The organism is Arthrobacter sp. UCD-GKA (assembly GCF_001863355.1).
Lineage (GTDB): Bacteria > Actinomycetota > Actinomycetes > Actinomycetales > Micrococcaceae > Paeniglutamicibacter.
The window spans coordinates 277,146-297,926 of record NZ_MOLR01000004.1; the positions used below are offsets into that span (position 1 = coordinate 277,146).

A 20,781-nucleotide genomic window follows, 5' to 3' on the forward strand; every position below is an offset into this window, starting at 1 on the left:
CCGGCTCAAGGCACGGACTAAGGTTGAGGGCGGTGCCCACCGCCAGCATCCCCCGCGGTCCGGCGACGGGCGCACGACTCCACTTCACTTCATCGTCATTGGTTCGCAGGAAGCAGCTTCATGAATAACGTTCGTCCCCTGGCCCGTCGACTGTTCCCGGCCGCCTTCGGCCTTGCCGCAGCACTCGTGCTTGCCGGCTGCGCCCCGGCCACCACTGCTCCGGAATCCGGCAATGACGCCGGAACCCCGGTCGCCGGCGGCACCCTGGTCTACGCCTCGGGCGACGCCGAGCCCAGCTGCCTGGACCCGCATGTGGGCGGCAACTACCCGCAGGCCCTGGTCTCTTCGCAGTACCTGGAAACCCTGTACACCAAGGACGCCGAGGGCAAACTCATCCCGTGGCTGGCCGAGGACTCCACGGTCTCGCAGGACGGGCTCACCCGGACCCTGAAGATCCGTGAAGGCATCAAGTTCACCGACGGCACCGCGTTGGACGCCGCCGCCGTGAAGGCCAACTTCGAGCACCTGCTCGATCCCAAGACCGCCTCCTCCACCGGGTACCTGGCCCTGGGCAAGATCGATTCCATGAAGGCCCTGGATGCGGCCACCCTCGAACTGAAGCTCAAGAGCCCGGACAACTCGCTGCTGGAGTCCTTCTCCATGCCATGGGTAGCCATCGAATCCCCCACCGCACTGAAGCGCAGCCAGGAAGAAAATTGCGCGGCCCCCGTGGGCACCGGCCCGTTCAAGGTCGAATCCTGGAAGAAGCAGGACGCGGTGAACCTGGTCCGCAACGAGGACTACGTGCAGCCGGTCGCCACGGACGGCCACGAGGGCGCGGCCTACCTGGACGGCATCACTTGGCGTTTCATCCCCGAGGCGGCCACCCGCTACGCCGCGCTGCAGGCCGGCGAGGTGCAGGTCATCGACAACGCCCAGCCCGACACCATTGCCGCGGCGATCAAGCTCCAGACCATCAAGCACCTCGACGCCCCGCGCCCGGGTGCCTCGAACCGCATTGAGCTGAACTCCTCCAAGGCGCCCTTCAACGATTCCAAGGTCCGCGAGGCCTTCATCCACGCGGTGAACGTGGATGCCGGCATCGACTCGCTGTTCTTCGGCACCGCGCCGCGCTCCTATTCGCCGCTCTCCAGCGTCGAGCCACTGGCCTACTCCGCCGAACCGCTCTTTGCCTACGACCCGGCCAAGGCCGGGGAGCTGCTGGATTCGGCCGGCTGGACCGAGCGCGACTCCGAGGGCTATCGGACCAAGGACGGCAAGCGCCTGTCGCTGGTCTTCCCGGTGAGCACCAGCCAGTCGATCCCCGCCGAGCAGTCGCTCTTTGAGCAGCTGCAGGCCACGGCCAAGGAATCGGGCATCGAGATCAAGATCAACCTGCTGGACCTCTCCAGCTGGTACGGCGAACTGTTCAAGAACGACTACAACCTGGTCTCCGCCCCCTACACCAAGGTCGGACCGAGCGTGCTGAGCATCCTCTTCCACTCGGACTCCACGATCCCGGCGCCCTCGGGCTACTTCGCCAACCTCTCCCAGGTCAAGGACCCGGCGCTCGATGAGCTGCTGGACGCCGCGGGCTCCACCGCCGACGAAGCGGAGCGCAAGGACAAGTACGCGCAGGCGCAGAAGCTGGTGCTCGAGGGGCACTACCTGCTGCCGCTCTATGACCAGCAGAACCACTTCCTGTACTCGGAGAAGCTGAAGAACGTGGGCGCGACCACCGCGGTGGCCACCCCGACGTTCTTTGACACCTGGCTGGCCAAGTAGCCGAACGCCGAAAACCAGACTCCAAAGATGAACCAGCCCATGCCTGCCGGCGGGCGGTCGACCCGGATTGCCGGGGTGGCCGCCCGCTGGGTGCTGGGCAAGGTCGGCGGGGGGCTGTTCGTGTTGTGGGCGGTGGCCACCGCGATCTTCTTCGGCATCCGGATGATCCCGGGCGACCCGGCCGAGGCGATCATGGGCGGGCCGGGCTCGCAGGCCTCGGCCGAGGCGCTGGCCCAGGCCCGCGCCGACTACGGCCTTGATGCGCCGCTGTACGTGCAATATTTCGGCCAGTTGTGGCGCCTGGCCACCGGGGACCTGGGCACCTCCTATTCGCTGAAGACCCCGGTGTCCGAGGTCCTGGGAGAGCTCGTCCCGCCCACCCTGGTCCTGGCCGTGCTGGCCCTGCTCGTGGCCTGGGCGCTGGCGCTGGTCGTCGCGGTGCTCTCCACGCGCAGCGGTGCCCTGGGGTCCGCGTTGGCCTCGGGCCTGGAGATCGTCTCGGCCGCGGTCCCGCACTTCTGGCTCGCCAGCGTGCTGATAATGCTTTTTGCCACGGCGCTGGGCTGGCTGCCGCCGGTGAGCACCAATGCGCCGGCCGGGCTGGTGCTGCCGGTGGCCACCCTGGCCCTGCCGCTGGCGGGGTTCCTCGGCCAGGTCATGCGCGACACCCTGGAAGCGGCACACCGCTCCCCCTTTGCCCTCTCCGCCCGGGCGCGCGGGGAATCGGAGACCGGGGTGCTGCTGCGCCATTCCCTGCGCCACGCCGCCCTGCCGGGCATCGCACTCTCCGGCTGGGCATTCGGCTCGCTGCTCTCCGGGGCGGTGGTCGTGGAGTCCATTTTCGCCCGGCCGGGCCTGGGCCGTTCGCTGCTTTCGGCGGTGACCGCCCGCGACATCCCGATGGTCACCGGCGTGGCCCTGCTCTCGGCCGGCGCCTACGTGGTGATCATGGCCTTTTCCGATCTTGCCGAGCGCCTGGCCGACCCGCGGATGGCCGGATCATGAGCAACGAGAGGCAGGAACTGCCCCCGGGCGACCCGGTGCTGGCCCAACACACCGCGAAGCGACCGGCACCCGGCACCCGGGGGCTGCGGGCGGTTGCAGCGCGCCTGCCGCTGCTGCTTTCAGCCGCGGTGCTGGCCTTCTTCGTGCTCGCGGCGCTTCTCCCGAACGTCCTGGCACCCTTTGACCCGTTGGCCATCAACCCCGTCGACGCGTTTTCGCCTCCCGGGGCAGCCCACCTGCTGGGCACCGACGAGTCCGGCCGCGACATCTACTCCCGGATCATCCACGGCGCCCGGCCCTCGCTGCTGATCGGGGCCGCGGCCACCGCGATCGGCCTGGGTCTGGCCCTGCTGCTGGGCACGGTTGCCGGCTTCGGCGGCAAGTGGCTGGACTTCGGGGTGGGCCGCATCCTGGAGGTGCTCTTCGCGCTGCCCGGCCTACTGCTGGCCCTGGTGTTCATCGCGCTGGCCGGACCGGGCGTCGGGACGACGGTGGTGGCCGTCGGGCTGACCACCGCACCGGGGTACGCGCGGATGATCCGAGCGCAGATCATCGCGCTGCGCACCTCCCCCATGGTCGAGGCCGCCACGGTGCTGGGCCGCTCCCGCGCGAAGATCCTGGCCACGCATATCCTGCCCAACGCGTTGGCGCCGATCGCGGTGCTGGGCACCCTGGGGCTGGGGCAGGCGGTGGTCTGGGCCGCGTCGCTGAGCTTCCTGGGCCTGGGCTCCCCTCCCCCGGCCCCCGAATGGGGCGCCATGCTCTCGGCCGGGCGCACCTACCTGGCCCTGGCCTGGTGGATGACGTTCTTCCCCGGCCTGGCCATCGTGCTGGTGGCTGCGGCCTCCACCGTGCTTTCCCGCGCGCTGAAAACGGCAGGTGCCCGATGAATGCCGCCGCACCGCTCCTGCGCGTCGAAAACCTCGACGTCGCCTTCGGCGAAACCCCAGTTGTCTTGGACGTTTCCTTCACCGTCAACCCCGGTGAATGCCTGGCGCTGGTCGGTGAATCCGGCTCCGGAAAGTCGGTGACGGCACGTTCGCTGATTGGTTTGGCCGGGCCGGGATCCACCGTGCGCGCCAACGCGCTGGAGGTGGCGGGCGTCGATGCCCGGGGCCTGTCCCAGCGCGCCTGGCGCTCCATCCGCGGCAAGCGGGTGGGGTTCATCCTGCAGGATGCGCTCACCTCGCTCGATCCCCTGCGCAAGATCGGCAAGGAAATCGACGATGCGCTGCGTTTGCACGGCTCCGGCTCCGGGGCCGCGCGGGCGGCCCGCGTTGTCGAGCTGCTCGAAGCGGTGGGGCTGGATGACCCGGTGCGCCGGGCCGGGCAGCGCTCGGGCGAGCTGTCCGGCGGCATGCGCCAGCGCGCCTTGATTGCCTCGGCCATCGCGCTGGGCCCCGCCCTGGTCATCGCCGACGAGCCGACCACGGCGCTGGATGCGACGATTGCCGCGCAGGTCATGGACCTGCTCGGCGGTCTGCGCGCCGCCGGCTCCGGCATGCTGCTGATCAGCCACGACCTGGCCGCGGTGGCCAATCTCGCCGATTCGATCGCGGTGATGCAGGGCGGGCGGATCGTTGAGTCCGGGCCCGCGGAACGGATCCTGGGCGACCCGCAGCACCCGTACACGCGCGCGCTGCTGGCCGCGGTTCCCGCCGGCAAGCCCCGCTTCGCACCGCTCTCCCCCGCCTCCACGAGGGCTTCCACCCCGCGGCCCGACACGCCGCAAGAAAGCCAGGCCGGCGGCCGGCCGGTGCTGCGCGCCGAAGCGCTGTCCAAGAGCTTCACGGTCCCCGGTGGCCCCGACTTCGCGGCCGTGAAGGACGTGGGCTTCGAGCTGCACGCCGGCCGCACCCTGGGCGTGGTGGGCGAATCGGGGTCGGGCAAGACCACCACGGCCCGCATGGCCCTGGGCCTGCTGGCCCCCGATGCCGGCACCGTGGAGCTCTTTGGCGAGCCCTGGAGCCAGGTGCCCGAGGCCGCCCGGCGCACGCGCCGCTCCGCGCTCGGCGCCATCTACCAGGACCCGCTGTCCTCCTTCGACCCGCGCCTGTCCGCCGGCGCCCTGCTGGCCGACGCCCTCAGCTTCGGGGCCACCCGCAACCCTCGCAAGCACGCGGCGAAGATCTCCGAGCTGCTCGCGCTGGTGGGCCTGGACGGGGACCTGGCCGGCCGGAACCCGGCAACGCTCTCCGGCGGGCAACGCCAGCGCCTGGCCATTGCCCGGGCCTTGGCCCCGAACCCGCGGGTGCTGATCTGCGACGAGCCGGTCTCCGCGCTGGATGTCTCCATCCAGGCGCAGGTGCTGGATTTGCTCGATGACCTGCAGCGGCGGCTCGGCCTGTCCTACCTGTTCATCTCCCACGACCTGTCGGTGATCCGGCACATGAGCGATGAGGTGCTGGTGATGCAGGGCGGGAGGATCGTGGAATCCGGGCCCACCGAAGCGGTGTTCACCGCCCCGGCCCACCCCTACACGCGGACCCTGCTCGTGGCCTTCCCGGGCGTGGTTTCGGGGCGCTGAGCCGGGTCCGGGGCGGAGATCAGTTCCCCGGTTCCCGCACCAGCTCGGACTCGGCGTCCTCCCCCACCGCATCCAGGCGCCGCGTCCCGGTCTGGACCAACACGTCATCGAGCTTGGGCAGCGCCCGGGCAACGGCCGCCTTGGCCTCCTCCACCGTGGCCTCGACCTCGGAGAGGGCCGCGTCCCGGACCACGACCACGGCGGTGCAGTGCAGCCGGTGCCCGACCCAGCGCAACTGGATCCGCGGCGTTTGAACGATCCCGGGAACCGAGGCGAAGGCCTCCTCGGCCCGGGCCAGCAGGTCCGGCTCGATGCCGTCCATGAGCCGGCGCCCGATGCTGCGGATGGTGCCCACCAGCAGGACGATGATGGCCGCGGAAATGAGCAGGCCCACGATGGGGTCGGCCAGCGGGAAGCCCAGCATCGCGCCGCCGGCGCCCAGCACGACTGCCAGGGAGGTGAATCCGTCGGTGCGGGCGTGCACCCCGTCGGCAACCAGCGCGGCGGAGCCGATCCTCCGCCCGATCTTGATCCGGTACATCGCCACGGCCTCGTTGCCGATGAATCCCACGACGCCTGCGGCCAGCACCCAGCCCAGGTGCGCCAGGGGTTGCGGGTGCAGCAGACGGTCGATCGACTGCCAGGCCGCCAGGACCGCGGACAGGGCCACCACGACCACGATGAACAACCCGGCCAGGTCCTCGGCCCGCCCGTAGCCGAAGGTGTAGCTCCGGTTGGCCGCCCGGCGCCCAAGGATGAAGGCGATCCACAGGGGCACGGCCGTGAGCGCATCGGAGAGGTTGTGGATGGTGTCGGCCAGCAGGGCCACCGATCCGCTGAAACCCACCACGATGAATTGCAGGACGGTGGTTGCCAGCAGGATGGCCAGGCTGACCTTCAGTGCCCGGATCCCTTGGATGTTGGATTCCAGGGCGTCGTCGATGGAATCGGCGGCGTCGTGGGTGTGCGGAACGAAGAGCTCGAACAGCCATCCGGTGAAGCCGGAGCGGTGCTTGTGGCCGTGGGCGCCATGGTCATGGGCGTGGTCATGGCCGGCATGGTTGTGCTCGTGCTCATGCGGGTGGTCGTGGTGCCCTCCGGGCCCGTGATCGTGGACGTGGTTCCCCGGCGCCTGTCCGCTCGCCGCGTTCACTGTTGCCCCCGGGAATGGTGGGCGGGGGTGCCTCCCAGGGCGTGTTCGGCCTGGTGGATGGCGTCGACGACCAGTTGGCGCGCGTGCTCGTTTTCCAGGCGGTAAAGCACCTTGGTCCCGTCCTGCCTCGTCGAGACCATGCGTGCCAGGCGCATCTTGGCCAGATGCTGGGAGACCGAGGCTGGCGTCTTGCCCAGCAACTCGGCCAGGGCACCGACCGCCATCTCCCCGGACCTCAAGGCCAGGATGATCCGCACCCGGGTGGCGTCCGCGAGCATGCTGAACACCTCCACCGCCAGTTCGACGTACTGGCTGTCGGCGTCCAGGGCGCATGCTTCGCTATCTGCATTCATACGCAGATAGTTGCATATACTGGTTGGGGATGGCAAGCATTGGCCCCTGCACGGTCAGGACCGGCGTGGCCAACCGAGCTGCGCACTGCCCCGGGAGCCAAGTATTCTTGTATAACTTGTTACATTCTTTGATGTAACCATCTATCCTTGCACCATGACATGGTTGGTATTGATCGTTCGTTTGACCGGGGCCTCGTCGCGGCACCGCGTCGCCGTGTGGCGCGAACTGCGCCGCATCGGCGCAGCCCCCGTCTCCCAGGGGGTGTGGACCGTGCCCGACACCCCGCATTTCCAAGGCTCCCTCGCCAAGGTCCAGGACCTGGCGGCCAAGGGCGCGGGCGATGTCATCGTGCTTTCCACGGCGACCGCCGGCGCACCCGGGCAGGAAGCGGTCGCCTCCGCCTTCCGAACCCTGCGGCTCGAGGAGTGGAAGGAGTTCTCCGCCGACTGCGGCAAGTTCGAGGCCGAGATCGCCAAGGAGGTCCGCATCGAAAAGTTCACCCTGGCCGAGCTGGAGGAAGAAGAGCAGAGCCTGGAACGCCTGCGGCGGTGGCACCGCGATCTGAAGAGCCGCGACGTGCTGGAACTGGCCGAGGCCGGCGCGGCCGAAGAACACCTGAAGATCTGCGTCGCACGCCTCGAGGAGTATGCCGACATGGTCTATGCCCGGCTGCACAACGATGGTTCCCCGGACGAACAGGGAACCACGGATTCCGGGCGGGGCTGAGTCCCGCATGCCGTGGCTTGAGCCCCTGTTGGTCATCGGCGGCAGCGTGCTCCTGGCCTATGCGGTGGCACTGGCGTCCTTGTGGCTTTACGCGCGCAAGAACCCCGGGGCCGTCGCCCTGGGCGACGCCCTGAAATTGTTGCCCGACCTGCTCCGCTTCCTGGGCAGGCTCGTGTCGGACCGGGAATTGCCGCTGCGTCCGCGCCTGGCCCTGCTTTTCCTGCTCGCCTACCTCGCTTCCCCGATCGATCTGGTGCCGGACTTCATCCCGGTGATCGGATACGCCGACGACGTCCTGGTCGTGGCCCTGGTGCTGCGCCTGGTGGTTCGGGCCTCCGGGAGGCAGTCGCTGGAGAGGAACTGGACCGGGTCGTCGGCTGGCTTGCTGCTGGTCGAAAAGCTCTCGGGATTGGCCCCGGCGGCCCCTGCCGACTAGGAGAAGCGCCCGTGAAAAAGCTCGACTGGTGGGGACGCCTGTTTTGGATCGGCGTCGTTGGCAAGGGCCTTGACGGACTGGCGGAAGTCATCGGCGGCCTGCTGCTGCTATTCGCCAGCCCCGGGACGTTGAACCACCTGGTGGTGCTGCTGACGCGCGAGGAGCTCTCCGAGGATCCCACGGACTTCATCGCCACGCACCTGCTCCACGTGGCCGGCGGGCTGACCGACCAGGGGATCGCCTTCGCCGCCGTCTACCTGCTGATCCACGGCGCGGTGAAGATCGTGCTGGTCACCGCGCTGCTGCGCAAGCAGTTCTGGGCCTACCCCTGGATGATTGCCATGTTGCTGGCCTTCATCGCCTACCAGGGGTACGAACTAGTTGTGGCGCCCACCGGCGGACTGTGGGCGCTGACCATCTTCGACGCCGCGGTCACGGTGCTGACCTGGCACGAATACCGCCGCCACAAGCGTCGGCACGAATTGGTCTCCGACCCGGCGCACCGCGTGGAGCCCGGCTGAACCGGCCCGGATACGCTCCCGGAACCGGTGCCCCGGCGGCTCAGCCCCGGGATTCGGTGGCCGGGACCTGCTGCTCCCGAATTGGGCCCACGGGGCTTTTCCGGCCGCGCGGATTCCGCAGGGCCGTCAGCACCAGATACACGGCCGCACCTGCCAACACGCCCCAGAACGGTGCCACGACGCCGAAGGGGGAAATGCCCGAGGCCGTGACGATCAGGGTGACCACGGCGGCCTCGATGGCCGCCGGCCCATGCCGCCCGGCATCAAGCATGTCCAGCATCGACCCCTGCAACGCGCCCAGCAATGCCACCCCGGCCATGGCGGTGATCAGCTCGCCCGGCACCGCGTCAAAGAGGTCCAGGATCGTGGCGCTGAACAACCCGAAGCCAATGAAGAACAGTCCACCGGCAACCCCTGCGACATAGCGCTTGGCCGGGTCCTCGTGGGCCTCGCGCCCGCAGCAGATTCCCGCGGTGATGGCCGCGAGGTTGATGGCGTGCGACCCGAACGGCGCAAAGAGCACGCTGGCCACGCAGGTGCCGGCCAGCAGCAGCCGGTCGTTGGGCTCATAGCCGCTGGTGCGCATCATGACCAGTCCAGGGCCGTTCTGTCCGGCCATCGTCACGATCAGCAACGGGATGGAAATGCCCATGATGGCCTGGATGGAAAAGGTGGGAACCGTGAACAGCGGGCTGGTCAGCGCCAGCGACAGCTCCGGGGCCTGGGCCTGGCCGGCCGCCACCGACAGCAGCACGCCAACAACCAGGGCACCTGGCACCGCGTACTTCGGGAACAGTCGCCGCCCGGCAAAATATGCCACCACCAATCCACCGGCGACCAGCGGCGAGGCAAGCACCGCCTGGGTCACGTTCAGGACGAACGGCAGCAGCACCCCGGCCAGGACGGCCGCAAGGATCGGCCGCGGAACCACGGCCAGCAATTTCCCGAACAGCCCGCTCAAACTGAGCACCAGGCCCAGCAACCCGGCCACCAGGTAGGCCCCGACGGCCTCGGAGAATTCGTAGTCCCCCAGCACCGTCAGCAGCAGCGCCGCGCCAGGAACGGACCAGGCCACCACGACGGGCTGGCGCGTAAACAGGCTCAGCACCAGGCCCACGATGCCGCTGCCCACCGATACCGCCCAGACCCAGGACGTGGTCTGCGCCGATTCGAGGCCCGCCCGCTCGGCGGCCTGGATGATGACCAGCATCGGGCCGGCATAGGAGACCGCCACGGCGATGAGGCCTGCACAGATCGCGCTGATCGAGACATCTCCCCAGAACCCCGGGCGGCGGGCCTTTCGCCCGGTGGCTGCGGTTTCCTCGCGATGGCTGTCGGGCACGGGGCGGGCCGCCTTTCGGGTGGGGAATGCCCGGGCCCGTCGCCGGCGGCATGGCCGCGGTAAGGGCCCATGGCGCTTGGCCACCAACGCTACGGTGCCGGTGAACACCAGACAAATACCCAGAATAGTGTGATTGATATCTCAATCCACTCAATGAACCCTACCCTTGGTCAAGCCTAGGCATATGCCCAGTGTGAGTTCGCGCACGTACTGGCATGGTGTAGATCATGGTTTCGCCACCCCAGCGGTGGACCCGGGCGCCAGCGCCCCTATGAAGGATGGAGCACACCATGACTGAAACTCTCAATGCAGTCTCGACCTTGCTCGACGACGCACTCGTCGACAGCCCGGAGACCGGCGTCTTCCGCGCCAACCGGAACATCTTCACCGACGAAGAGGTCTTCGAACTGGAGATGAAGCACATCTGGGAGGGCAACTGGATCTACCTGGCCCACGAATCCCAGATCCCGAACATCGGCGACTACTTCACCACCAACATCGGCCGCCAGCCGATCGTGATCTCGCGCAACAAGGAAGGCGTGCTCAACGCCCTCATCAACGCGTGCAGCCACCGTGGTGCGATGCTCTGCCGCCGCAAGACCGACAACCGCACCACGTTCACCTGCCCCTTCCACGGCTGGACCTTCAACAACTCCGGCAAGCTGCTCAAGGTCAAGGACTCCCGCGGCGCCGGCTACCCGGAGGGCTTCAACAAGGACGGCTCGCACGACCTGACCAAGGTCGCCCGCTTCGAGTCCTACCGCGGCTTCCTCTTCGGCTCGCTGAACGCGGACGTCAAGCCGCTGACCGAGCACCTCGGCGAATCCACCAAGATCATCGACATGATCGTGGACCAGTCCCCCGAGGGACTTGAGGTCCTGCGCGGCTCCTCCACCTACACCTACGACGGCAACTGGAAGCTGCAGGCGGAAAACGGTGCCGACGGCTACCACGTCTCGGCCACCCACTGGAACTACGCCGCCACCCAGGCCCGCCGCGCGGCCGGCGAATCCTCCAACGACACCAAGACCATGGATGCCGGTGGCTGGGACAAGCAGGAGGGCGGCTACTACTCCTTCGACAACGGCCACCTGCTGTTGTGGACCGAATGGCTGGACCCGGCCAACCGCCCGTTGGCCGAGAAGCGCGACGAACTGGTCGCCGCCCACGGCGAGGCCAAGGCCGACTGGATGATCGGTGTTTCCCGCAACCTCTGCCTGTACCCGAACGTGTACCTGATGGACCAGTTCTCCTCGCAGATCCGCGTCTTCCGCCCGGTGGCCGTCGACAAGACCGAGGTCACCATCTACTGCATCGCCCCGGTCGGCGAATCCGACGAGGCCCGCGCCAACCGCATCCGCCAGTACGAGGACTTCTTCAATGCCTCGGGCATGGCCACGCCGGACGACCTGGAGGAATTCCGTTCCTGCCAGAAGACCTACATGGCCACCGCCGCCAAGTGGAACGACCTTTCCCGCGGCCAGGCGCACCAGATCACCGGTCCCGACGAGAACGCCAAGAAGATCGGCCTGGAGCCGATTTCCTCCGGCGCCCGCACCGAGGACGAGGGCCTGTACCCGATCCAGCACGGCTACTGGTTGACCACCATGCGCGAGGCCGTCGCCGCCGAGGCGGCAAACACCACCAACGGAACCACCGAAAAGGGGCATGACATTGACTGCAACCACTGACGCCATCGTCACCGAGGTACAGACCAGCTCCGGGCCCCTCGCGCTGGAGGACATCAAGCAGTTCCTCTACCGCGAGGCCCGCTTCCTGGACGACCGCGACTTCGACCGCTGGATCGACTGCTACCACCCCGAGGCCACCTTCTGGATGCCCGCCTGGGCCGACGACGACAAGCTCACCGAGGACCCGCAGCGCGAGATTTCGCTGATCTACTACGGAAACCGCGGCGGCCTGGAAGACCGCGTCTTCCGCATCAAGACCGACCGCTCCAGCGCCACCTCGCTGCCGGAGCCGCGCACCGGGCACAACATCTCCAATGTCGAGATCGTGTCCGTCGACGGCGACAAGGTTGATATCCGGTTCAACTGGTTCACCCTGTACTACCGCTACCAGAACGTCGACACCTACTTCGGCACCTCCTTCTACACCATCGACTACTCCGGCACCCAGCCGGTGATCATGGCCAAGAAGGTCGTCCTGAAGAACGACTACATCCACCACGTGGTCGACATCTACCACATCTAGTCCCGTCCCGGGCCCCTCCCAGGCCCTTCGAGACCGGCGTGCGGGGGCGTTGATTCGCCCCCGCACCACCACCTTGCACCTCTTGCCGCACCACCCTGCACTATTTTGAAAAGAGCTCCCCTCATGACCTATCAGGTTGCCCTCGCCTTCGAGGACGGAATTACCCGGTTCATCAAGGTCGGACCCCGCGAAACCGTCGCCGATGCCTCCTACAAGGCACGGATCAACATCCCGCTCGACTGCCGCGACGGCGCGTGCGGCACCTGCAAGGCCTTCTGCGAATCCGGCACCTTCGACGCCGGCGACTACATCGAGGAAGCGCTGACCGACGACGAGGCCGAGAAGGGCTTCTGCCTGCCCTGCCAGATGGTCCCCGAGTCCGACCTGGTGCTGCAGATTCCCACCACCTCGGACGTCGCCAAGACCGCCGCGACCACGTACTCCTCGACGCTGACCGAGATCCGCCGCCTCTCCGAGACCACCTACGCGTTCAGCCTCGAGATCGAGAACCGCGACGAGCTCTCGTTCCTGCCCGGCCAGTACGTGAACATCGAGGTTCCCGGCTCCGGGGGCCAGACCCGCTCGTACTCCTTCAGCTCCGGCCCGGAGGTCTCCACCCTCTCCTTCCTGATCCGCATCACCGACGGCGGACTGATGTCCACCTACATGCGCGACGTCGCAGCCGTCGGGGACAAGCTGAACTTCACCGGCCCGATGGGCAGCTTCTTCCTGCGCGATCCCAAGCGCACCTCGCTGCTGCTGGCCGGCGGCACCGGACTGGCCCCGCTGCTGGCCATCCTGGAAAAGCTCTCGGGCATGGACACCCCCCACCCGACCCACCTGATCTACGGCGTCAACACCGACACCGACCTGGTCGAGCTTGACGTGCTCGAGGACTACAAGGCACGCATCGACGGCTTCACCTTCGACACCGTCGTCGGCGACCCGGCCAGCAGCTCGGAAAAGAAGGGCTACGTCACCAACCACTTCGAGCCGCACCACCTGGTCGAGGGCGACGTCGACATCTACCTCTGCGGTCCACCGCCGATGGTCGAGGGCGTGCGCCGCCACCTGGAGGCCGAGGGCATCAAGCCGCAGAACTTCTACTTCGAGAAGTTCGCACTGGCCGTCACCCCCGATGCCGCCGCACCGGCACCCGAAGCGGCAGCTGCTCCGGCGGAGGCTCCCGCCTCCGAGGCCCCGGCAGCCCTGCCCGCCTACGAAATCGGCGAAGAGCACGCAACCTTTCAGGCGCAATTCGACGCGCGCATGGCTCTGGAACTGGCCATCGTTGAACTGACCATGGGCAAGCTGACGCCCGAGCAGCTTGTCGAGTTCAAGGTGCTGGCCGAACTGGCCGGCAAGACCCTGGACGGCGAGAAGTTCGTCAGCTCCGAGGAATTCACCATCACCAACGAGGCCTTCCACCAGTTCCTGTTCAGCTGCGTCGGCAACGAACACCTGTTGCAGGCGTACAACCGCCTGGAGGTCCCCGCGACCATGGCCAAGGTGCTGCGCAAGGAGCACTGGATCGACGGCGCGGTCGACGCCGACCACCTGCAAATCGTCGCCGCCTTCGAAAACCAGGACCTGGCCGCCGCCCGCACGGCCATCATCGCCCACAACGAGCACGCCAAGGCCACCATGGCCGCGGCGTCGCGCACCCCGGGCAAATGAGCGCCGACAACACGGCGGCACACCAGGCCGCCACGACCTCCCTGCCCGAGTCCTTCCACGCCGGACGCTTTGACTCCAAGGTCGTGCTGATCACCGGGGCGGCCCAGGGCATCGGCTGGGCCGTGGCCCGGCGGATCGCCGCCGAGGGCGGGGAACTGGTCCTGGTGGACCGGTCCCCGCTGGTCCACGACGTTGCCGAGGGCCTGCGGGCCCACGGCGTGCACGCCCTGAGCGTGACCGCCGACCTGGAGGTCTTCGAGGGCGCGATGTCCGCGGTCACCGCCGCGGTCGGCGAATACGGCCGGATCGACGTGCTCATCAACAACGTCGGCGGGACCATCTGGGCCAAGCCGTACGAGCACTACACCCCGGAGGAGATCAGCAAGGAAATCCAGCGTTCGCTCTTCCCCACCCTGTGGATGTGCCGCGCCGCGTTCCCGGAAATGATCAAGGCCGGGTCCGGCACCATCGTGAACGTTTCCTCGGTGGCCACTCGAGGCGTCAACCGCGTCCCGTATGCCGGGGCCAAGGGCGGGGTCAAGGCCATCACCTCGGCCCTGGCCATGGAGGGGGCTGCCCACGGGATCCGTGTGGTGGCCACCGCGCCGGGCGGCACGCAGGCCCCCGAGCGCCTGGTCAAGCGAGGCCCCTCACCCGAGGGCGAGCAGGAGCAGGCCTGGTACCAGCAGATCGTTGACCAGACCGTCGATTCGACCCTGTTGAAGCGCTACGGAACCCTTGAGGAGCAGGCCGGTCCCATCGCGTTCCTGGCCTCCGACGAGGCTTCCTACATCACCGGCAGCACCCTGGCGGTGGCCGGCGGGGACCTGGGCTAGGCCCCGTCCCCGCCCCCCATCCGGGTCGCAGGCGGCGGTCTTGCCGCCGCCTGCGACCGGTATCCACCAGCACCAAGTTTCCACCCCAGCAATTCCACGGCCCGCCACCCGGGATCCCCCGGGCCACGGCTTCCACACCCCGGGGAATCCCCCGAGGTACTTGTTCGTGCCCTGACACCCGCACAATGCCGTGCGCGCCGGGCCCATGAGACAAACGGAGCACAACGTGAAATCACCGGAACCAAGCACCCTCGCAAGGCAAAAGAGCACCGTCCGCTGGGTGGTGGCCATTGCCGCCATCGCCCTGATCTTCGACGGATACGACCTGGTCGTCTACGGAACCATCGTCTCCACCCTGCTGAACGATCCCTCCCAGCTCGGGGAAATCGGCCCCGCCACGGCCGGGGTGCTGGGCAGCTGGGCCCTGTTCGGTGTCATGGTCGGCGCCCTGACCACCGGCGCGGTCGGGGACTACCTGGGCCGGCGGAAAATCATGATCACCGGCATCATCTGGTTCTCCGTGTTCATGGGCCTGACCGCCCTGGCCCCGAACGTCTTCGCGTTCGGTGCCCTGCGTTTCGCCACCGGGCTCGGGGTCGGCGCGTTGGTGGCCACCGCCGGCGCGGTCGTGGCCGAGTTCGCCCCCAAGGGCAAGCGCAACTACTACAACGCCATCGTCTATTCCGGCGTCCCGGTCGGCGGCGTCCTGGCGTCCCTGCTGGCCATCGTGCTCCTGGACCACATCGGCTGGCGCGGGCTCTTCCTCGTCGGTGCCACCCCCATCCTTTTCCTGCTGCCCATGGCACTGGCCAAGCTCCCGGAATCCCCCGAATGGCTCATGGCCCGCGGCCGCACCGAGGACGCACAGCGCGTCTCGATCCGCACCGGCGTCCCGATCACCGAACCCGTTGCCACCGGCGCCCACGCCCTTCTCCCCGAAGCCGTTGACACCAAGATCGGCTTCCGGGCACTGGCCTCCAGGAAGTACGCGCTGCCGACCCTCCTGCTGGGCCTGATGAGCTTCGCCGGCCTGATGCTGACCTACGGCCTGAACACCTGGCTGCCGCAGATCATGTCCCAGTTCGGCTACGGCAAGTCCTACTCGCTGGCCTTCCTGCTGGTGCTCAACGCCGGCGCGGTCTTCGGCGGGCTCATTGCCTCCGTGGGCGCCGACCGCATCGGTGCCAAGCGCGTGGTCTCCACGACGTTCTTCCTCGCCGCGGTCGCCATGGTGCTGCTGACCATGCAGCTTCCCTTCGGCATCCTGCTCGCACTGGTAGCGGTGGCCGGGGTTGGAACCATCGGCACCCAGGTGCTGATCTACGGGTTCGTTTCCAACTACTACAACTCCGCCGCGCGCGGCGCCGGCGTTGCCTGGTGCGCCGGGTTCGGCCGGTTGGGCGGCATCTTCGGTCCGTTGATCGGCGGGCTGCTCATGGCCGCGGGCGTGGAAAACCACATCGCCTTCTACGTCTTTGCCGGGGTTGCTATCGTTGGTGCATTGGTCACCGCGTGCGTTCCGCTGCGGAACTCGGAAACCGGCATCCCGGTACGCGCCGTCAAGGCACAGGCCGGCATCGCAAAATAAGCACTGGTCGGGTGCACCAACCGACCATTGGGGGGCTGCGTGGACAATGATGTCCACGCAGCCCCGTCTGTGTACATTGAAAGATTGGTAGACGCGGAACCATGGATCAACAACGGTCATTGGCCTTGATGGCTCGCTTGCTGCAAGCCGCCGAGGGATGTGCCGCGCAGCTGCTCATCCTGCGCGGCCCGGCCGGGTGCGGAAAGAGCACCGTGGCCAGGCGCTTCATGGAAAACAACAAGCATCTTGCCGCCTGGACCTCCGGCGGGGCCCGCTGGGAGAGGGAACTGCCAGGATCGGCCCTGCAGGAAATGCTGGGTGCCTCCGGCACCGCGGGTCCCGACCCGCTGCCCGAGGCCCTGCTCGCCTTCCTCCAGGCGGTCGGCAAGCGCACCGGCATCATCCTGGTGGAAAACCTGCAGTGGGCGGACGCCGAATCCCTCGCCGCACTGCTGTTCGCCTGGCGGCGGCTGCGCAACGAACGGGTGCTGGTGATCCTGACCCTGCGCCAGGAGGAAGCCGCGTTCCTCCCGCCCGGAGCCCGCGAACTCATCGAATCGCCGGGCAGCACCACAATCGAGCTGGATCCCCCGAGCGGAGCGGCCCTGAGGGAAATCTCCGTGGCCCGGCTCGGCATCGAGCTCACCGCAGCCGCGGCCGACCAGCTGGCCGCCTACACCGGCGGAAACATGCACACGGCCCTGGACCTGGTCAGGGAGAATCCCGAGGAAACCTGGAACCAACCGGGCCGCCGGTTCCCGGTGCCCCGTGCGTTCTCCGCCGACACGGCCGCGCGGCTGGGCGGGCTCTCGCCGGATGCCAGATCCCTCGTCGAGGCCGCCTCGGTGATGGAGTACGGCGCACGGCTGGACGCCGTGGTTCGCTTGGCCGGAACCGCGGACCCGCTCCCGCTGGTGGAGGAATGCGTGGCCTCCGGGCTGGCGTCCGTGGCGGGAACCGGCGGAAACCTCTCCTTGGTGTTCCCGGGACTGATCGCCCAGATGGCCGTCTACCACCTGATCCCGCTTTCGCGCCGTCTGGCCTTGCATGCGGCTGCTGCCGACACAAGCGAGTCCGAAGGAACCGCCCTGGCCCACCGGGCCGATGCCACGTTGCTCTCGGATCCCGCGCTGGCGCACCTTTTGGAGCGCTACGCCCAAAGACAGGCGAAAAAGGGGCAGTGGGCCTCGGCAGCGGTGGCCCTGCATCGGGCGGCTGGCCTGGCGACGGACCGGGAACACCGCGATCCGCTCTTCCTGCGTGCCGTGGACGCCACGGTGGCCGCAGGCGACCTGCCCGGCGCGCTGGCCTGTTCGGACGAGCTGGCTTCCCTGGCCGCCAGTCCCGCACGCGACCTGCTTTCGGGCTACATCGCGATCCTCCGGGGCCTGGCCAACACCGCCGGTTTGTGGCTGGCCAGCGCCTGGACCGGCGCCGCGCACTCGGGGCTGACCGAGATCATGGCCACCGTCGCCCAACGCCGGGTCCTCGACGCTCTCTGCCGGATTGACGGGCCAGGTTTGGTGGATTGGGCGGAAAAGACCCTGGAGCTGGCCAGCCCGGAAAGCACGTTGGCCGTCGAGGCCTCGGTCATCCAGGGACTGGGTCTGGGCATGGTCGGCGAAACCATGCGGGGCGAGGAAATGCTGACAGCGCTGCTGTCCACCCTGCCTTCGGGTGCCCAGCGCCAGCGCGCCGAGATGTCGCTGGGTTGGTTGCATGTTGCCGGGGACCAGGTTGAGCTGGCCCGCCACGAACTTTCCAGCGCCAGCTCGACCGACTACAGCGAAGGTTCCCACCGCATTGCCCTGTGGGCCAGGGCCTGGCTGGCCCGGGCCGAGTTCGCCTCCGGGGACTGGGACGAGGCGCTGGAGACGGTGCGGGCAGCCATCGTCCTGCAGGAGCGCTCCGGCATCGAGTTGATGCGCCCGTTGCTGCACCACACCGCGGTGCTGATCCATTCCATGCGCGGCGAACAGGACGAGGCCCAGGCCCACCTGGCCAAGGCCTGGGCACGCACCGGAAGCTACGAAGTGATGCAAGTGCCGTACCGCATGGCGCGTGCCTCGGCCGCCAGGGCCCGCGCCGACCACGACGAGGTCATTCTGGCCCTCGAGCCATTGTTGGCGTTTGACCGTTCCGGCGGAATCGACGAACCGGGTTTCTGGCCCTGGCAGGACCTCTACCTCGATGCCCTGGTCCGCAAGGACCGCCTCGAGGAGGCCGAAGCGTTGCTGGACCCGTACGAGGCCCTGGCCCGGGCACGCAACCACCGCTCGACCACGGCGCGCGCCCTGGTGGTGCGCGGACAGATCCTCAGTGCGCGCGGAGAGATCGACGGAGCGCGGGCCGCCTTCGACGAGGCCCTGGCCAAGCTGCAGGGAACCGCCCTGCCGGTGCTGCGGGCCCAGGTCGAGTACGCCTACGGGCAGGCCCTGCGCCGGGCGGGCAAGCGCGGGGACGCCGTCGGACCGCTCACCCGGGCGCTGGCCGGTTACACCCAATTGGGTGCCACGATCTACATCGAACGGTGCAACCGGGAGCTGCAGGCCACCGGCATCAGCGTTCCGCGCCGCGACGCCGCGGATTGGTCGACGCTCACCTCCCAGGAAAAGGCGGTGGCTTCGCTGGTCTGTGCCGGGGCGAGCAACAAGAAGGCCGGCGAGGAACTGTTCATCGGCGCCAAGACCGTCCAGTACCACCTGACCCGGATCTACGCCAAGCTCGGGGTGACCTCCCGCACCGAGCTCGCTGCCCGGTACCGGGAGTCCGACGGGTAGGCATGGGCAGGAGGGAACCCCGGGCGTAGCCTGAAACCATGGGATCCAAGGCGCACAAACTCACGCTCTCCACCGGCATCGAGGTGCCGTGCTTCATCGACGGGGATCCGGACGCCCGGCCGTTGCTGTTGCTGCATGCCTGGGGCGAGTCCTTCGAGAGCTTCGACCGCCTCGCACCCCTGTTGGCCGGCTTCAGGATCTACGCTCCGGACCTGCGCGGCCAGGGCGATGCGGACAAGCCGGAGGACGGATATTCGCTGGCGGAACAGGCCGCGGACGTGGCCGCGATCCTCGATGCGCTCGAGGTCCCCCGGGCCTTCGTCCTGGGTTCCTCGAGCGGCGGCTATGTGGCCCAGGCGCTGGCCGCGGGCCGCCCGGAACGGGTCGCGGCCCTGGTGCTGGTCGGCGCTCCGCTGAGCCTGCGCGGCCGGCCCGCCTTCGCCGATGAAGTCGAGACACTGGTAGACCCGATCGGCGCGGCGTGGGTCCGCGAATCGCTCACCTGGTTTCCGCTGCTGCACGAGGTGCCCGCCTGGTTCATCGACGACCGCGTGGACGACGGAACCAGGATGCCCGCACACGTGTGGCGCGCCATCCTTAAGGGATTGTGCGAGGCCGCACCGCCCACCGAATCGGGAACCATCGCGACACCCACGTTGGTCCTGTGGGGCGGGCACGACCACCTGCTGTCACTGGCCGATGAGCAGGCCCTGGCCGCGCGGATTGCCGGTTCGGTCCTGAAGGTCTATCCGGACACCGGACACCTGGTGCTGTGGGAATGCCCTGAACGCGTGGCGGCAGACACCACGGATTTTCTCCGCTCGGTCGGTTGACGGGTCGCGGTGCGCTCGTGGTCGAGCACCTGACGCACGAAAGGCCCCAGCCAGCGTCTTTGCTGTCTGGGGCCTTTCGCTGGTCCGTACCGCTCGGGACGCAAGGTTTATGCGGCAAGCAACGCCGGGTGGTTTTCGGCCGCCGGCAGTGCAGGGTGCCGGGGTTCGGGCTCGGCTTCGGGCATCCACCCGGTCCAGGCCCAGTGGTTCAGCACCGGTGCGGTCTCGGATATCGGCCGCACGTTGGCGGAGGGACGCTGGTTTCCTGCGGTCTTTCGCCGTGTTGGGACAAACATGGTGTGCTCCTTTGTGGCCAGGTGGTGCATGGGCTGTCGGTTGGCCTGCGCCGGGCGGCGCAGGGTCTCACTGGTGTTGCGGAACGAATGGCTGGAAGGCCTTGGCGCCGGCGAACCAGCTTTCGCTTTCTCCGCCCAGGAGGCGTTCACCGATGCGGTGGAACGTGCCTTCGTGGAAGAGCAGCGGCTCGGCATCGCCGATGGTCAGCGACGTCACTTCGCCGACCACGATGATGTGGTCGCCGCCGTCGTAGTGGTTCCAGGCCCGGCATTCCAGCGTGGCGGCGTTGCCCACCAGCACCGGGACGTTTCCGTTCAGGACCCATTCCGGTTCGCGGTCCAAGGGCTGGCCGGCGAAGTGCCTGGCAACCTCAAGCTGGTCCGCGGAGAGGATATTGATGGCGAATGAGGACCCGTCGAGGTGCTTGGCTGCCCTCGAGCTGCGGGTCAGCGTGATCTGTGCCAGGGGCGGGTCCACCGACACCGCGGCGAACGCGGTCACCATGGCGCCGTAGGGATGTCCGTCCGTGCCCTGCGTGGTGACCACGGTGACGCCGGTGGTGAATTGGCCAAACGCGCTGCGCAGTTCACTGATATCAACCGAGTTCAACATGGATTCCTGGGTCATTGCTGGTTCTCTTTCGCATGTCTTGCCGGGTTGCGACGGTGGTCTTGGTGTTGTCTGGGTGCCCGGCTGCGGCACCGCTC

At 68.1% G+C, this 20,781-nt stretch carries 19 protein-coding genes; 14 read left to right on the forward strand and 5 right to left on the reverse strand.

Annotation, left to right across the window (positions count from 1 at the left end; translation table 11 throughout):
* The first annotated feature begins 120 nt into the window (after positions 1–120).
* Genes BLJ79_RS07560 through BLJ79_RS07575 form a run of 4 tightly spaced genes read left to right on the forward strand, consistent with a single transcriptional unit; the run spans position 121 to position 5,317 of the window.
* Positions 121–1,785 (forward strand): ABC transporter substrate-binding protein, encoded by a 1,665-nt coding sequence (locus BLJ79_RS07560; RefSeq protein WP_071214106.1) that lies wholly within the window; start codon positions 121–123, stop codon positions 1,783–1,785.
* 27 nt (positions 1,786–1,812) lie between these two features.
* On the forward strand, positions 1,813–2,790 hold the full coding sequence (locus tag BLJ79_RS07565; protein ID WP_286135302.1) for an ABC transporter permease: 978 nt from the start codon (positions 1,813–1,815) through the stop codon (positions 2,788–2,790).
* Positions 2,787–3,680 (forward strand): ABC transporter permease, encoded by an 894-nt coding sequence (locus BLJ79_RS07570; protein WP_083411083.1) that lies wholly within the window; start codon positions 2,787–2,789, stop codon positions 3,678–3,680. The genes BLJ79_RS07565 and BLJ79_RS07570 overlap by 4 nt, the downstream gene beginning before the upstream one ends.
* Positions 3,677–5,317, forward strand: coding sequence for a dipeptide ABC transporter ATP-binding protein (locus BLJ79_RS07575; RefSeq protein WP_071214108.1), 1,641 nt, complete (start codon positions 3,677–3,679; stop codon positions 5,315–5,317). The genes BLJ79_RS07570 and BLJ79_RS07575 overlap by 4 nt, the downstream gene beginning before the upstream one ends.
* 19 nt (positions 5,318–5,336) lie before the next feature.
* On the opposite strand, the gene BLJ79_RS07580 is transcribed toward BLJ79_RS07575, so the two are convergent.
* A complete protein-coding gene (locus BLJ79_RS07580; RefSeq protein ID WP_139194771.1) occupies positions 5,337–6,470 on the reverse strand; it encodes a cation diffusion facilitator family transporter in 1,134 nt (377 codons plus the stop codon).
* Positions 6,467–6,823, reverse strand: coding sequence for an ArsR/SmtB family transcription factor (locus BLJ79_RS22820; RefSeq protein ID WP_071214109.1), 357 nt, complete (start codon positions 6,821–6,823; stop codon positions 6,467–6,469). The genes BLJ79_RS07580 and BLJ79_RS22820 overlap by 4 nt, the downstream gene beginning before the upstream one ends.
* 169 nt (positions 6,824–6,992) lie before the next feature.
* On the opposite strand from BLJ79_RS22820, the gene BLJ79_RS07590 reads away from it, so the two are divergent.
* From BLJ79_RS07590 to BLJ79_RS23325, 3 genes are read left to right on the forward strand one after another with little or no spacing between them, the layout of a single operon-like run.
* Positions 6,993–7,550 (forward strand): Chromate resistance protein ChrB, encoded by a 558-nt coding sequence (locus BLJ79_RS07590; protein ID WP_217641832.1) that lies wholly within the window; start codon positions 6,993–6,995, stop codon positions 7,548–7,550.
* 7 nt (positions 7,551–7,557) lie between these two features.
* A complete protein-coding gene (locus BLJ79_RS23320; protein WP_071214111.1) occupies positions 7,558–7,986 on the forward strand; it encodes a DUF1232 domain-containing protein in 429 nt (142 codons plus the stop codon).
* A gap of 11 nt (positions 7,987–7,997) precedes the next feature.
* Positions 7,998–8,507, forward strand: a complete 510-nt coding sequence (locus BLJ79_RS23325) for a DUF2127 domain-containing protein (protein ID WP_071214112.1) — start codon at positions 7,998–8,000, stop codon at positions 8,505–8,507.
* A 40-nt stretch (positions 8,508–8,547) separates the two neighbouring features.
* On the opposite strand, the gene BLJ79_RS07605 is transcribed toward BLJ79_RS23325, so the two are convergent.
* Complete coding sequence (locus tag BLJ79_RS07605; RefSeq protein ID WP_083411085.1) at positions 8,548–9,849, reverse strand: benzoate/H(+) symporter BenE family transporter; 1,302 nt, start codon at positions 9,847–9,849, stop codon at positions 8,548–8,550.
* Between the two features lie 290 nt (positions 9,850–10,139).
* Here BLJ79_RS07605 and benA point away from each other — a divergent pair, with 290 nt between their 5' ends.
* The 7 genes from benA (at position 10,140) to BLJ79_RS07640 (ending at position 19,777) form a co-directional block, all read left to right on the forward strand.
* Complete coding sequence (benA, locus tag BLJ79_RS07610; RefSeq protein WP_071214498.1) at positions 10,140–11,540, forward strand: benzoate 1,2-dioxygenase large subunit; 1,401 nt, start codon at positions 10,140–10,142, stop codon at positions 11,538–11,540.
* A complete protein-coding gene (gene benB / locus BLJ79_RS07615) occupies positions 11,518–12,063 on the forward strand; it encodes a benzoate 1,2-dioxygenase small subunit (protein WP_071214113.1) in 546 nt (181 codons plus the stop codon). Before benA ends, benB begins: the two co-directional genes overlap by 23 nt.
* A gap of 123 nt (positions 12,064–12,186) precedes the next feature.
* Complete coding sequence (gene benC / locus BLJ79_RS07620; RefSeq protein ID WP_071214114.1) at positions 12,187–13,740, forward strand: benzoate 1,2-dioxygenase electron transfer component BenC; 1,554 nt, start codon at positions 12,187–12,189, stop codon at positions 13,738–13,740.
* Positions 13,737–14,576, forward strand: a complete 840-nt coding sequence (locus BLJ79_RS07625; RefSeq protein ID WP_083411086.1) for a 1,6-dihydroxycyclohexa-2,4-diene-1-carboxylate dehydrogenase — start codon at positions 13,737–13,739, stop codon at positions 14,574–14,576. The genes benC and BLJ79_RS07625 overlap by 4 nt, the downstream gene beginning before the upstream one ends.
* 226 nt (positions 14,577–14,802) lie before the next feature.
* On the forward strand, positions 14,803–16,164 hold the full coding sequence (locus BLJ79_RS07630; RefSeq protein ID WP_286135303.1) for an MFS transporter: 1,362 nt from the start codon (positions 14,803–14,805) through the stop codon (positions 16,162–16,164).
* A 101-nt stretch (positions 16,165–16,265) separates the two neighbouring features.
* Entirely contained in the window at positions 16,266–18,944 is a 2,679-nt protein-coding gene (locus BLJ79_RS07635; RefSeq protein ID WP_071214115.1) for a helix-turn-helix transcriptional regulator, read from the forward strand.
* A 38-nt stretch (positions 18,945–18,982) separates the two neighbouring features.
* The gene (locus tag BLJ79_RS07640; RefSeq protein ID WP_071214116.1) at positions 18,983–19,777 is read left to right on the forward strand and encodes an alpha/beta fold hydrolase; all 795 of its coding nucleotides are present in this window, start codon (positions 18,983–18,985) and stop codon (positions 19,775–19,777) included.
* A 107-nt stretch (positions 19,778–19,884) separates the two neighbouring features.
* Here BLJ79_RS07640 and BLJ79_RS07645 read toward each other — a convergent pair whose 3' ends face one another.
* Positions 19,885–20,073 carry a hypothetical protein gene (locus BLJ79_RS07645; RefSeq protein ID WP_071214117.1) on the reverse strand — a complete coding sequence of 63 codons (189 nt, stop codon included), beginning with the start codon at positions 20,071–20,073 and terminating at the stop codon, positions 19,885–19,887.
* A gap of 67 nt (positions 20,074–20,140) precedes the next feature.
* Entirely contained in the window at positions 20,141–20,701 is a 561-nt protein-coding gene (locus tag BLJ79_RS07650; RefSeq protein WP_071214118.1) for a flavin reductase family protein, read from the reverse strand.
* Positions 20,702–20,781: the final 80 nt, after the last annotated feature.